Origin of the sequence: Bacillus sp. FSL H8-0545 (assembly GCF_038006105.1) — a bacterium.
Lineage (GTDB): Bacteria > Bacillota > Bacilli > Bacillales > Bacillaceae_G > Bacillus_A > Bacillus_A cereus_U.
Genome location: NZ_JBBOUO010000001.1, coordinates 2,100,532 through 2,114,265, shown reverse-complemented (window position 1 = coordinate 2,114,265; position 13,734 = coordinate 2,100,532). Strand labels below are relative to the sequence as shown.

Sequence of the window (13,734 nt, the reverse complement as noted above, 5' to 3'; positions counted from 1 at the left end):
AATTTGTCTTCAGCTATCTTTCTTTATTTTTGTACCTCTCTATAGAAAGAAAAATCATTCACAGTAGGTTGTATTTGTTTCTCTACTTGCATTTCTTCCTTCTTCCGATTCGCTCTTCTAACATTACCTAGTTTAATCGCATCTTGCATACTATTACTAATCAGATTCCCTGACAAGATCGTCATACTATAGAAAGCAATTGGTATAAGTACAATCCATGTATGTGTAGTTAAGTGACGGAAATTTTGACCAATTAGGCCAGTCCATTCTTTTGTTACACTATCTGCCTCTGTACCAAAAATTATTGTTCCTCCAAAAAATAATTCTAACAAACCAAGATGCAAGAGGAGTAATAAAGTACTTACAAATTGCTGGGCTACTAATAAAAGAAATGATGGTAGCATATGCGGCCATACATGGCGTTTCAACCTCTGCCACTTACTCCCGCCGAGCACAGTGGCCGCCAACATAAATTCTTCATTCTTAATACGTTTTACTTCTTGCGCTACATACAACATAACAGTTGGTACAGCAAGGCACGCAAGAACCACTACTTGAAACGCAACTCGCAAATGAAACGGAGCAGCCGCCTCTCCACTTTCGAACGTTAAAACTGCATTTAACATAAAATAAGAAATCATAATCATTGGTACAATACTAAACGGATCAAAAAAAGATGAGATAACTGGAAATGAGCGTTTACTGTACATACCAAATAATAAACCAATAGCTCCGCCAATTACTACACGTAAAACTGCGATAACGATACTTGCACCAACTGTCCATTTCGCTCCTTCTATTATTAACTGGAACAGGTCGCGGCCTTTCTCATCAGTTCCGAACCAAAATTTACTCGACGGTGAAAACGGAGCAGCCTCTAATTCTCCTTTTTCGTTATACATCATCGTTAGTTCACGAATATTTCCGTCAAAAAACACCGTATTTCCAATACTAACAATCATTAGTACACTTAACAAAGTAACACCTAGCCAAAATCTCACATCTCTTTTTACAACTTTCCACATGCTACACACGCTCCTTTATAACATTTTGTAAAAGCGTATGTAATAAACGAAATAGTATAAAAAGCGGTACGTATAATAAAACTAAACTCACTGTAAATATTTCTAATTTTGAATTTTCTTTTACAAAAACAAACATACCGTACGTATTAAACAGCCATTCAATAATATATAAATTTGATAACATAAATAAAATATTTGTTTTTGCATAATAGACTGTTGTTAACAAGACATTTCTTGAAATATGGTGCGTCAAAATATGTCTTAAACTTAGCCCTTTACTCTTAGCAAATATACTATAATCTTTCTCTAATTCTTCTCTGAAACGTAATAATAGTAGCTTAATAAATAATAAAGTTGTAGGTATAGAAAGGCATATTATTGGTAACAGGCGAGCCCTTTCCTCTCCAAGTCCTGCAAATTTCACTGGCATAAAACCTGTCTTTTGAAAGATTATTACTACTAAAAGTTGAGATAATAAAATTAATAAAATGTCCGGAATACTTTCAAGTCCGACGAAAATCCCATTCCACATACGTTGCTTTGATTGAGAGCGCTGTAATACCCAAACAACGATAAAATACGCAATGAGTAAAGATAGTATAAATGCTGAAATAAATACAAACATTGTCTCTACATAATGAATCCATATTTGTGGAAACAACTTTCTTGAATTCCGAAACCCATACGTAATTTCACCTGGTTGAAGTAACTTCTCTCCAAGAAACACAACTGTGTTCCAAAAACCGATTAAATCAATTTGCAGCCCCTTAAATAAGCGCGGGAGTGCCCCTAAAAATAGAATACAAATAAGCGCCGCAAATAATTGTAAACATGTAACCCCACACCACTTACCAATTCGAATGAACATAACTATTACCCCTTATATTTAAATGAATATTCAGAAATTAAAACTATGTATAGTACCTATATCTTTTAATAAAATAACTCCTCTCTCGACAAAACATATCGATTCTCGTCATTTCTCTGAAGTTGTATTATATCTTTCGACTATTATCCAACATTTTCCTTCTCGATCGATTATATACTATAAAAAAGCACTTGTTTTTAAAATAAGTGCTTTTTTATTTAATTTCATTTTACGAATGTATCACACAACCACTCATAAAACTTTTCCTTCTCTTCAAATTGAGGGTAATGTGCTGAGTTTTCAAAAGCTATAAATTCTTTTTGATTCGCTTCAATCCTATCAAAATACTGTTTAGCTGCATAAAATGAAGTATTATAGTCATATTTACCCATAAGAAAATAAAGCGGTAACTTCAGTTTAGTTACTTTAGTAGGTAATGGATTCTTTAAGTCTTTTTCTAATAAGACAGTTTGAGAGTGTGATAATCCAACGTTATAACGAATTACATCTAACAAGTTATATTCATTACTGAATAACATCCCTATGTTATCACCCTCTGGATTTTCAATAAGTCTTGAAGTTCCACCGTATTTCGCAACATAATTTCGCGGGGTATATGTATCGCCATTTTTAATTTGTTCAGTTAACCCTTTTAAATGTGAAACCTCATCCGCATTCCCAGCATTTTGTGCCTGTTCAATAACATAGTTTAAACTATCCATCTCACTTTCTACTGTATCGCTCATCTGTCCAATGCCAATATATGCTTCATATTTTTCAGGAGCTTTGTTGGCAGCCTGTATTCCAATATATGTACCATAAGAATGGCCTATTAATATTACTTTTTCTTTGCCTAGACGTTTTGAAACGTAATCCGTCATAGCTAATAAATCCTCCACGAGTAGATCTGATGAAAGGTTAGAATAGTCTTCAAAGAAATGATACGATTTTCCACTTGCTCTTTGATCGTAATTGACAACCGTGAATTTCTCTTCCAATAAGTCTTGGTATTTTTGAGCATATGGTATTTCCGAAGAACCTGGTCCACCATGTACAAAGATAATAACTGGATTACTCTTATCTTTGCCGCGTATCATAATTTCATGACCAGTTCCATTTATCTCTACTTGTTCTAATGTACTTATACTGTTTTTGACCTTTATTTGTGAGGTCCATGTAGGAAATACCAACGCTATGATTAGTAATAGTATAGTAATGACTCCGATAAGTTTTATTAATTTTTTTATCTTCCTCATACAACGTTTCCTTTCCTTTAAATTTATAAAAATATCAATTCCATCTAAATTTGTTTGTACATTATTAGTCTCCCATACACTTCTTAACTTTCCACTACATAAACCCTTAACATTTCCTTAATTTTCTATATATTCATTACAGAAAGACTTGAAAACATCTCGCATACACGTATTTATGTATCACAAACACAGAAAAAAGCCCTTGTTTTCATAACAAGGACTCAATTATTTTCCTATTTCGCTATCTCTTCTTTCGGCATTACCATACCTTTATAAAGTTGGACAGTAATCCAATAATAAATGAAATAAATTACTATGAAGATTCCTATTGGCATCCACACTTTTACAAATGGGTCAACTAATATGAAGCTGAATAAGTTAAGCCCTACTAAAACGTGGGAAATTCCAATAATTGCTGGGAAGATAAATAAATATGAGATTTCTTTATATATACTTTTTGTTAACATACTACGCCTCACACCGATTTTTCGCAGCATTTCATAACGGCGTACATCACGAGAAGCTCCTGTTAATATTTTAAACATAAGAGAACTCGCCATCATTGCTAAAAATGCAATTCCAAGGAAAAATCCCATAAACATTGTTCCGCTCATGAAACTATTCATGAACTGATAAATTGTCATTTTCGTATATAAGTCTACTTTTGTACCTGTTGTTTTTTCAATTACTTCTTCTTGTCTCTTATCTATTTCGATCAACAGTGGTTTATATTTTTTCATATCATCTACTTTTGCTAATGTTACAGTATGTTCTGTTCCTTGAATTCCTTTATAATACTCTTCATCTGCAATTCTTACAGGTTTTCCGTTAAATTGATTATGTGTAATTTGTATCTCTCTTACAACCGCATCCTCCCAATCTTTTGGCATACGAGGAAGCTTATTCACTACTTCAGGAGCTTCCAAAGCAGAATAGACAGGTTCAGTTAAAGGTTCAGCCACGCGTTTACGAGCAGGTTCTTTTAAAGTTTTTGTATCAAAATGATCTGAAATAAGTGGTGGTTTTTCAGTTAAGTCGTTACGTAAATAATAAACCGCTTCTCCATCTACTTTATACTTATACTTGCTTTCTTCAACAATTTCCATTTCTTTTAATGCTGCTTTATCTTGTTCATTTGGATCATGAATTACGACATCATATACACGTGAGAAGTCTGTCATAATGCCTACATTCTTTTGAAACGCCATACCTGCTGTCATCGCACCTGCACCTAATGCAATTAACATCGCTACAGTTCCTAGTACTCTCGATAAACTAGTTACTCGAAAACGTAACTGTGCATAAGTAAAACTATTTAATCCCGTTTCATTTCGTTTTTTATTCCCCTTAATTTTCATTACAAAAAGTGGGAGTAACGAGCTAAAAATGAAATACGTTCCTAATGTCGTAACAATTGTCGCTATTATAAATCCTAGTTCAGCAAACATTTTTATATTTACCATAAAATAGTATCCTGTACTTACTAGCAATACACCTAGTACTGTCATAATAACTGTGCGAGTTTTACTTTTCTTCACTTCATCTTGCGTTTCGTCTTCACGTATTAACTCTAATTCTGTTTTACGTAATAATCGGAAACTATTCATTACACCAGTAATGAAAAATAATATTAAGAAGAAAATAGATGTAACTAATATAGCTGGTGTGTATACAGATGCGTAATTACCTTTTGCTGAAATTTCCATTCCATTCATTAAAAAATTTCCTGCTACACTAGCTAGTATGATTCCTACTAAAATACCGATAATAATACTGACAATACCCATACCAAAAGTCTCAATAAATAATAATTGCGCTACTTTTTTCTTTTTCGCTCCAAGCATCATGTACATACCGAGTTCTTTTCTTCTTAATGTAAGTAAAAAAGAATTGGCATAAATGATGTAAAAAACTGTAATGAATGAGAGCAATATTGCACCAACCCAGAAGACGAGCCTAATACTACTAATGAGACTATTATCTTTTGTAAATTCACTATTCATCGCCATCGTTTGGAACATGTAAAAAATACTAATACTTATGACTAGACCAATAAGTAAAACCATATAATCCTTTAACATTTTTTTCATACTATGACGTGATAATTTGAATAACATAGTCTCGCCCCCTTACTTCGACTCAGTTGCTGAGCCCATTTGGGCAAGCACCCCTAAAATGTCTTGATAGAAATTTTCTCGTGTTCCTTGACGATTTAACTCTTTATAAAGTAGACCATCTTGAATAAATAAAATACGCTCACAGTAACTCGCACTAAATGCATCGTGTGTTACCATCAAAATACTGACATTGTGATTTTCATGTAAATCTTGCATCGCTTCTAATAAACTTTTTGCATTTTTACTATCAAGTGCTCCTGTCGGTTCATCTGCTAATACGATTGCCGGATTATGTACTAAAGCTCGTGCTGCCGCTGTTCTTTGTTTTTGCCCACCAGAAACAGCAGTCGGATATTTTGTTAAAATTTCAGTAATCCCTAATTTCTTTGCTACTTCATTTACTTTTCCAGTAATCTCACTTGACGGTACGCCTTGCAGGGAAAGTGGTAAAGCGATATTTTCATAAATTGATAAATTTTCTAGTAGATTAAAGTCTTGAAAAATAAATCCTAATTTTTGAGAACGAAAATCTGATAATGCATTCCCCTTCATAGAAGTAATATTTGTGCCAGCTATTGTTACACTGCCACCTGTCGCTTGATCAAGTGTACTAATCACATTTAGTAATGTCGTTTTACCAGATCCAGAAGGACCCATAATCCCTACAAACTCTCCTTCTTTAATACTTAACGAAACACCCCTTAATGCTTTTGACTGATTCTCATTTCTTTTCCCATACGTTTTTTCTACACTTTCTACAGTAACTACATTTGTTGACATCTCATTCACTCCATCCCTTTTGTATAGTATTAATTTCCCATATATTTCTTATATTTTTCTCATAAAAATCCTTAAGAATTTTTAAATTTTTCAAACATAAATTGAGATACATAAGAATTACGAACGATTTCTCCACTTAATATTCTCATTTTTCTAAAATCAGTTCATTCGATTTACCTTACATTTACCTTACATTTTTGTAAGGTAAAAAATAAAACACACCACTTTGAAGTGAACCCCGAAATCGGGACACATATCAAAACACCTAAACCATCTGTTCCAATTCACTTAACTCTTTTGGCCCATTTCCAAAAGGATATTGTTTTCCTACAAGTTGTTGAATACGATAATTTTGATCTGTACGATACCATTTCATCCATGTCTTAATTTGGGAAACATTTTTAATTCCGATTATTTCCATAATGGTACGATTTGAATAGCCATCCTTTTTCATCTCAATCACTTTCCACTTTACTTCTTCTGGGTAATATACTCTTCCCTTCAAATGAAAAACACCTCCGTTGAATTTACATACTTAGTATGCCAATTCAGGAGGTGTTTTTTCATGTACCACTATTCGGGTTCACTTCAAATCAGTGAAGGAGTTTTTCTTTGCAAAAAAGTGAAGACGTCCAATATCTTTACTTTTCAAGGAGATAATAAAAAAATAATAAGATTAAATAAACGAACCAAAATTAGAATGGAATTAGGATCCATAAATATGAATATCTTTGTTATATTCATATTTTATTGTATGTCAACGGTTTGTTGGAGGATGGGCTATGTTATATGATCTTTATATAGGCGTACAGACAACATTTCGGGAAAAACGTACGCTAAAGTTTCAACTATTGATACAAAAGGGATGTTCCGCTAACGTTCGTTTTTGGTGCTGGATCTAGAAAAGCTGCTTTTTATTTGGGAATAGCTGATTTTCAGATCCGAAACTCATTCCCAAAAACAAATTTTCAATAATCTGGACTAATATGGTTTTTGGGAAGGGCTTAACATACACAAAAATAGCAAAATCATAGCCGAAGTTCGCTTAGCATAGAAACTTTTCGAAATGTTGGCAAGACCCCATCGCCATCAAGCTAAGAAAAGCAAATACCCCCAAAACGAGAAAACCGGCATATCCAGGTAAAAATATACATTTTTGTTTTGGAGCAACTAGTTTCATTACCTTGATGGCATGTTGGTGAGACCCTAAAATGAACATTTGGATTGGCAATCCTTCTTCTCTTAAAATAACCTTAAATATATTATAGATTTAAGAATATCCGAAAAATAAATGGTATGATTTTCTAAAACATTCTGAATAAAGTTGATTTTAGAAAAGGAGTAGAGGGAAAATGTTTCAGAAGCTCAAATTTTATTTAATTAGCCTTGTAATTAGTTCAATGTTAGGTGGGATTATCATAGGTGCTAATTTCTTGGTCCATAACATCTATTATTTAGTTGTAGGTAAAGAATTTTATTTTAATATGTGGTCTTCCATTATTATATTTAGTATCGTATTTATTTCAGGTTTCGCGTATATGTTGAAAAAGGGTCCAGATATACTTGTTAATGATTAAACCAATAGTAATTATCGTAGGCGCTACCATGATCTAGGTGGCGTTTTTTATGTCTGTTTCTGTGTCTGACGAATTACAACCATTTGCTCAAGAGTTTCAAAGTTTTTTATCTCCAAATACCTTACGGGATCTTGCTAGAGATGTTGGTTTTGTACAACGAACCAGTAAGTACCAAGCAAAAGATTTAGTAGCTTTATGTGTATGGGTGAGCCGAAATGTAGCTATGACTTCTTTAACTCAGTTATCTAGCTGTTTAGAAGCATCAACAGAAGTCCTCATCAGTCCTGAGGGACTGAATCAACGGTTTAATAAGGCGGCCGTCCTACTTTTACAACACCTACTAGCCGAACAGACCCAAAATAGGTACTGTCCCTATTCCCTTTAAATAATTACCTCTTCAAACCAGCTGCAAAGTAAGGACCATTGACTGTAATCGTTGATAGGATACGAGCCATTTCTTTAGGAGATTCTTTCCTGCCTCTTTGGAGCCATCGCTGGATTACTCCTAAATGTGCCGAAGCGATATAATGGGATAAGTATTCATCTGGGACTAGTAAATTTTCTCTTTTTATAAGTTGCTTTATGTTTTTTTTAAACAAGTTTTCCCACATGAAGTCTTTTAATTTTATTTGAAAAGATATATCACCTTTAGGACCTAACACAGCATTCATAAATTCTCCATGTTTATCTACATACTCAAATACTGAAATCACAAAGGGGAAAGGTAGTAAAATATCTTCAAGATTTACAAGTTCGGTAGAAATGCCTTGCTTTTCAATTTCGACAATATCACGCATAATTTCTTTTTCACATTTTTCCAATAGGTCATATTTATCACGATAATGTAAGTAAAATGTCCCTCGATTAATATTGGCTCTAGCTGTAATATCCTTAACTGTAATGGAATCAAACCCTTTTTCATTTATTAATTCAGTTAGTGCAGCACGTATTGCTTCTTTAGTACGAGCTATACGTAAATCAGTGTATGATTTTTCCAATTGTTTCCCTCCTAAATTTTTTTAGACATATTTTTATATAATGTTCAGAATGCAACAGATCAACTATTTCTGTTTATTGAACCCTTAAGATACCCATACTATAATACTAACTATAAACAATCAACACTATGTTGATTAAAAAATAGGAGGTATAGAAATGAAAAACCAAGTATCACTAGTAGTTGAACATGAATTGAATGACGTAAAACCAGAAATGATTGACTGGTGGTGGGATAATATTGATACCCCTGAACGATATAAACTATGGCACCCAGAAGAACATGTTGATTTTAAGTGGTTAGTTGACCCTAAAGTACATGGACACGTAGGAGCCATATCAGCTTCCATCGAATCTGCGGGGGATGGACTAGAATTTCCGCTAAGGATTCGATGGGAAGATCCTAAAAATTGTCCTATAAATACCCATTACAGCCATGTTTTAATGGGTTCATGTTTAGATGATAATGAGGATGTAATTTCACAAGTAATACATCAATACCAAAAATCTGAGAACGGTACAGTAATGACTTCTACATTCATTTTCCCGAAAGGATTACCACCATTTATTAATCTAAGTGGTTTATATAAACACAATGTGGAAGAAATGAGTCAGTTCAGCAAATTTTTACCGAAACTTTTTGAAGAAAATTTGTAAGGAAAGTTAACAGCTTTACTTTTAATAAGTGATTAACTAGAAAACAAATCGGCCCCCAACATTTTAGATATGTCTACAATGTTGGGGGCCTTTCAATATCAAATCAATCACTTTCCACTTTGATTCTTCCTGGTAATGTACTCTCCCTTCAAATGAAAAACACCTCCGTTGAATCGACATACTTAGTATGCGAATTCAAGAGGTGTTTTTTTTCATGTACCACTATTCGGGTTCACTTCATTATAATGGTGTATTTTCTAATCAATTATTACTTTCTACCCTTTATTTCCTCTTCAATACTTGCCGCAAATATATCTAGCGAAACAACTTCCGACTTCTCTTCCCCATATTTTCGTACATTTACAGCTTTGCTTTCCATTTCTTTATCACCAATAACAAGAACATAAGGAACTTTTTGCATTTGCGCTTCTCTAATTTTATATCCTAACTTTTCATCTCGTATATCTCGTTCGACACGAATTCCGGCTTGTGCTAATTTATCTGCAATCCTATTTGCGTATTGTTCATGCACTGCATTTGAAACTGGAATTACTTTCACTTGAACCGGTGCCACCCACGCTGGGAACGCGCCTCCAAAGTGCTCAATTAATATTGCTAAGAAACGATCTAAAGATCCTAAAACTGCTCGGTGAATGACAACTGGTCTTATCTTTTCATTATTCTCATCTATATAATTTAAATCAAATTTCTCTGGCATTTGGAAATCAAGCTGGATTGTTCCGCACTGATGACTTCTATTTAAAGCATCTTTAATATGGAAATCAATTTTCGGTCCGTAAAATGCACCATCACCTTCATTTAATCTATATTTATAATTTAATGATTGTAATACATTTGCTAATGCTGCTTCTGCTTGCTCCCATAATTTATCATCACCCATTGAATCTTCTGGACGAGTAGAAAGCTCTACTTCATACTCAAATCCAAAAGTTTTATATACGTAATCAATTTGCGCCATTACTGATTTGATTTCATCTTCAATTTGTTCTGGTGTTACAAATAAATGAGCATCATCTTGGCAGAAAGTACGAACTCTTAATAATCCATTTAAAGCGCCACTAAATTCATGTCGATGCACTTGACCGAACTCACACATACGAATCGGTAATTCACGATAAGAATGTAATTTATTTTTAAACATAAGCATATGGCCTGGGCAGTTCATCGGTTTTAATGCAAAACTTTTATTATCCACTTCTGAGAAATACATATTGTCTTTGTAATGTCCCCAGTGTCCTGACTTCTCCCATAATTCTTGATTCATCATAAATGGAGTACGCACTTCTTGATAATTGTACTCATTTTGAATTTTTCTTAAAAATGCTTCTAATTCATTGCGAATAATCTGTCCTTTTGGCAAGTAAAACGGCATTCCCGGAGCCTCTTCCGAAAACATAAACAATTCAAGTTCACTACCTAATTTCCGATGATTTCTCTTCGCAGCCTCTTCAACAAAATGCAAATAATTTTCTAATTCTTTTTGTGAAGCAAATGCCACACCGTATATACGCTGAAGCACTTGATTGTTACTATCACCTCGCCAATATGCACCAGAAACATGAGTTAATTGAAATGCTTTCAGATAACCAGTAGATGGCAAATGTGGTCCTCTACATAAATCTACAAATTCACCTTGTTTATAAAGTGTTACACTTTCCTCATTAGGAATTGCTTCTAAAAGCTCTAATTTCAAACTATCATTCATTTCTTGAAACAGTTTTTTTGCTTCTTCTCGAGAGATTTCAACTCGTTCTATCTTTACATTTTCATTTATAATATTTTTCATTTCTTTTTCTATTTTCGGTAAATCTTCTACGTTTACACTACTTTGAAGATCCATATCATAATAAAATCCATTCTCAATAACTGGCCCTACTCCAAGCTTCGCATCACCATAAATTCTTTTCACAGCTTGCGCTAATATATGTGCCGCAGAGTGTCTTGCAATTTCTACACCTTCATTTGAGTCAATAGTAATAATTTCTACTTCTGCATTCTCTTTAATGTTTCGTCGTAAATCAAAAGACTGCTCATTAACTTTTCCTGCGACTGCTTTCTTTTTCAAGCTACTACTAATCGAACCAGCAATTTCTTCTAAAGTAATGCCTTTCACAAATTCTTTAACGCTACCATCTGGAAATTTAATTTCAATCATCTGTTCTTTCATTTTTCATCTCTCCATTTCATAATAAAAAGCACACTCATCCCTAAAATAGGGACGAGTGTGCTTTTACCCGTGGTTCCACCCAGATTCCCATCACAAAAATGTAATGGCTTCTTTTACGGTAACGTCGTTTACACGGCACTAGATACTTGATTTCCCCAGTGCAGCTCTAAGGTGGTAAGTTATTTTTCTGCGTTAGGAAGTTCTCAGCTTTCCTTCCTTCTCTGTATAACCGTTTAAAATAACTCATGTCCTTTTCTTCGCTTATTATGAAATAAAATATAAAAAAGCATATTCATCCCTAGTAAATAGGGACGAATATGCTTATATTCGTGGTTCCACCCAGATTCCCATCACAAAAAACATAATGGCTTCTTTTGCGATAACGTCGCTTACACGGCACTAGATACTTGATTTCCCCAGTGCAGCTCTAAGGTGGTAAGTTATTTTTCTGCGTTAGGAAGTTCTCAGCTCTACTTCCTTCTCTGTATAACCGTTTAAAATAACTCGTGTCCTTTTCTTTGCTTTTATAATAAATCCATTTATTGTTACTTAATATATCCTATTCAATTCGTTTTTACAAGTGTTAAAAATATATTTTTGGTTGAATAAAAAAGAAACCAAAAACATTTTTTGGTTTCTTTTTCTCTATTTTACCAATCTTGTGGTTCGTAATTTAAGTCTGAAAATAGTCGTTTTTTCTCTTTTTTCGATAAATCTCTCCACTGTCCGACTGGTAAATTATTCAACTCAATATTCATAATTCTCGTACGTTTTAACGTGTATACTTGATAACCTAAAGCTTCACACATACGGCGAATTTGACGATTCAATCCTTGTGTTAAAATAATTTGGAACTCATATTTTGATAACTGTGTAATCTCACAAGGAAGAGTTTTTGTATCTAAAATTTTAACACCTGCTGCCATTTTCTCTAAAAACTCCGGTGTAATCGGCTTATCTACTGAAACGATATATTCTTTCTCATGTTTGTTTTCAGCACGTAAAATCTCATTAACGATATCGCCATCATTCGTTAACAAAATTAAACCGTCTGAGTCTTTATCGAGACGTCCGATGTGATTAATTCGTAAAGGATGATTCACTAAATCGATAATATTACCTTTTACTGCTTTTTCACTTGTACATGTAATACCTACTGGTTTATTTAAAGCGATATACACATGGTCTCGAGCAATACGAAGTTGCTCTCCATTTACTCGTACGTCATCACCTGGATTTACTTGGTCACCAATTTTTGCAACCTTACCGTTAATAATTACTTTTCTCTCGTTAATTAACTTATCTGCTCCACGTCGAGACGCTTTTCCAGCTTCACTAATAAATTTATTGATACGCAAGTTAGGCACATCCTTTTCATAAAAAATTTCAAGCTCACACTGCTTCTACCGTACAATACAAAAGGGTAAGCCTCCTATTATAACTTAAATATATTAACATGAAAGGGTATATGACGTCTTCACTTAATTACATGTTTACACGAAAATAATTGGTCCTCTTTTCCTTTTCACCTCAAACTGTTTAGCAGTCAATAGATTAACCCTTGAATATAACATCATTTATTTACTTTTTTCATAGATAATATACCGATATAAGTTTGATTAATAATGCCTAAATAACTCACAATATGTGAAAAACAAAAAAGAATCCTTTTGAAAATAATCAAAATGGATCCTTCTTCAGCTAAAATAATACTAGTTTTTATACAAAAGGGTTTTTAATAATTATAACCTTTAATTGAAAACATCATTCAATATCGTTCAACAAACAAAGTAATCTCAAAAGCCCCTAATTTTTTATGCTTCAATATTTTCTTCACATACTCCAAAAAGAAGCCCTTGATTATCTATACAATAAGCAAAGTAACCCATATTAGGAATAGCAGTTTTAGGTACAACTACTTGTCCACCATTTTCAGTAACTTTCTTTATGTACTCATCAACTGAAGGTACTTCAATCGAATTAGTCGTCCTAGTAGCACCATCAGGTGATTTCATTAATCCACCATCGATACCAGGTCTATCACTCTCACCTGTAATTATGAACCAATAGTCATGTGGCCCAGGCATTTTTTCAAACTTCCATCCAAAACTATTTGTATAAAATTGAATAGCTTCTTCAGGGTTTGGAACTTGCAATTCAAATCTTAAAACTTTACTCATTTAAATACCCCCTCTTGTTCTTGTACAAAACAATTATACAAGAACAAATGTTCTGTTTCAACTTTATCTAAACCAGCTACTTTAACAAGT

Annotated in this window: 10 protein-coding genes, 4 pseudogenes and 2 other annotated features; of the genes and pseudogenes, 3 read left to right on the top strand and 11 right to left on the bottom strand. The window is 33.4% G+C overall.

Going from position 1 to position 13,734, the window contains the following annotated elements; translation table 11 throughout:
* Positions 1-23: 23 nt before the first annotated feature.
* The 6 genes and pseudogenes from MHI07_RS11100 to MHI07_RS11075 all read right to left on the bottom strand — a co-directional run.
* Complete coding sequence (locus tag MHI07_RS11100; RefSeq protein ID WP_131231888.1) at positions 24-1,025, bottom strand: ABC transporter permease; 1,002 nt, start codon at positions 1,023-1,025, stop codon at positions 24-26.
* Between the two features lies 1 nt (position 1,026).
* Positions 1,027-1,893 (bottom strand): ABC transporter permease subunit, encoded by an 867-nt coding sequence (locus MHI07_RS11095; protein WP_340823690.1) that lies wholly within the window; start codon positions 1,891-1,893, stop codon positions 1,027-1,029.
* 224 nt (positions 1,894-2,117) lie between these two features.
* Positions 2,118-3,149, bottom strand: a complete 1,032-nt coding sequence (locus MHI07_RS11090) for an alpha/beta fold hydrolase (protein WP_340823688.1) — start codon at positions 3,147-3,149, stop codon at positions 2,118-2,120.
* Between the two features lie 233 nt (positions 3,150-3,382).
* A complete protein-coding gene (locus MHI07_RS11085) occupies positions 3,383-5,266 on the bottom strand; it encodes an ABC transporter permease (protein ID WP_340823687.1) in 1,884 nt (627 codons plus the stop codon).
* A 12-nt stretch (positions 5,267-5,278) separates the two neighbouring features.
* Positions 5,279-6,055: an ABC transporter ATP-binding protein gene (locus MHI07_RS11080; RefSeq protein ID WP_078174198.1), complete on the bottom strand. Its 777-nt coding sequence runs from the start codon at positions 6,053-6,055 to the stop codon at positions 5,279-5,281.
* Positions 6,056-6,317: 262 nt separating this feature from the next.
* Positions 6,318-6,551 (bottom strand): annotated as a pseudogene (locus MHI07_RS11075) (helix-turn-helix domain-containing protein); the annotation flags it as partial.
* An 847-nt stretch (positions 6,552-7,398) separates the two neighbouring features.
* On the opposite strand from MHI07_RS11075, the gene MHI07_RS11070 reads away from it, so the two are divergent.
* Together MHI07_RS11070 and MHI07_RS11065 are read left to right on the top strand one after the other, a co-directional pair.
* Positions 7,399-7,623 (top strand): hypothetical protein, encoded by a 225-nt coding sequence (locus MHI07_RS11070; protein WP_002109836.1) that lies wholly within the window; start codon positions 7,399-7,401, stop codon positions 7,621-7,623.
* A 49-nt stretch (positions 7,624-7,672) separates the two neighbouring features.
* Positions 7,673-7,972: pseudogene (locus MHI07_RS11065) on the top strand (IS4 family transposase); the annotation flags it as partial.
* 40 nt (positions 7,973-8,012) lie between these two features.
* On the opposite strand, the pseudogene MHI07_RS29370 reads toward MHI07_RS11065, so the two are convergent.
* Positions 8,013-8,354: pseudogene (locus MHI07_RS29370) on the bottom strand (TetR-like C-terminal domain-containing protein); the annotation flags it as partial.
* Positions 8,355-8,413: 59 nt separating this feature from the next.
* Positions 8,414-8,621, bottom strand: a pseudogene (locus MHI07_RS29365) (TetR/AcrR family transcriptional regulator); the annotation flags it as partial.
* A gap of 157 nt (positions 8,622-8,778) precedes the next feature.
* On the opposite strand from MHI07_RS29365, the gene MHI07_RS11055 reads away from it, so the two are divergent.
* Positions 8,779-9,276 (top strand): DAPG hydrolase family protein, encoded by a 498-nt coding sequence (locus tag MHI07_RS11055; protein WP_340823682.1) that lies wholly within the window; start codon positions 8,779-8,781, stop codon positions 9,274-9,276.
* A gap of 268 nt (positions 9,277-9,544) precedes the next feature.
* Here MHI07_RS11055 and thrS read toward each other — a convergent pair whose 3' ends face one another.
* The 3 genes from thrS to MHI07_RS11040 all read right to left on the bottom strand — a co-directional run bounded on the left by thrS (position 9,545) and on the right by MHI07_RS11040 (position 13,644).
* On the bottom strand, positions 9,545-11,464 hold the full coding sequence (gene thrS, locus MHI07_RS11050; protein ID WP_340823680.1) for a threonine--tRNA ligase: 1,920 nt from the start codon (positions 11,462-11,464) through the stop codon (positions 9,545-9,547).
* Between the two features lie 44 nt (positions 11,465-11,508).
* Positions 11,509-11,731, bottom strand: a binding site (T-box leader).
* Between the two features lie 37 nt (positions 11,732-11,768).
* Positions 11,769-11,992 (bottom strand) — a binding site (T-box leader).
* A 122-nt stretch (positions 11,993-12,114) separates the two neighbouring features.
* Positions 12,115-12,822 (bottom strand): pseudouridine synthase, encoded by a 708-nt coding sequence (locus MHI07_RS11045; protein ID WP_002200551.1) that lies wholly within the window; start codon positions 12,820-12,822, stop codon positions 12,115-12,117.
* A 456-nt stretch (positions 12,823-13,278) separates the two neighbouring features.
* Positions 13,279-13,644: a VOC family protein gene (locus MHI07_RS11040; RefSeq protein WP_215597485.1), complete on the bottom strand. Its 366-nt coding sequence runs from the start codon at positions 13,642-13,644 to the stop codon at positions 13,279-13,281.
* Positions 13,645-13,734 lie beyond the last annotated feature (90 nt).

Coding starts and splice junctions, on each gene's coding strand:
- MHI07_RS11095 (WP_340823690.1), bottom strand. CDS start 1,893: ATGTTCATTCGAATTGGTAAGTGGTGTGGGGTTACATGTTTACAATTA.
- MHI07_RS11100 (WP_131231888.1), bottom strand. CDS start 1,025: ATGTGGAAAGTTGTAAAAAGAGATGTGAGATTTTGGCTAGGTGTTACT.
- MHI07_RS11040 (WP_215597485.1), bottom strand. CDS start 13,644: ATGAGTAAAGTTTTAAGATTTGAATTGCAAGTTCCAAACCCTGAAGAA.
- MHI07_RS11070 (WP_002109836.1), top strand. CDS start 7,399: ATGTTTCAGAAGCTCAAATTTTATTTAATTAGCCTTGTAATTAGTTCA.
- thrS (WP_340823680.1), bottom strand. CDS start 11,464: ATGAAAGAACAGATGATTGAAATTAAATTTCCAGATGGTAGCGTTAAA.
- MHI07_RS11090 (WP_340823688.1), bottom strand. CDS start 3,149: ATGAGGAAGATAAAAAAATTAATAAAACTTATCGGAGTCATTACTATA.
- MHI07_RS11055 (WP_340823682.1), top strand. CDS start 8,779: ATGAAAAACCAAGTATCACTAGTAGTTGAACATGAATTGAATGACGTA.
- MHI07_RS11085 (WP_340823687.1), bottom strand. CDS start 5,266: ATGTTATTCAAATTATCACGTCATAGTATGAAAAAAATGTTAAAGGAT.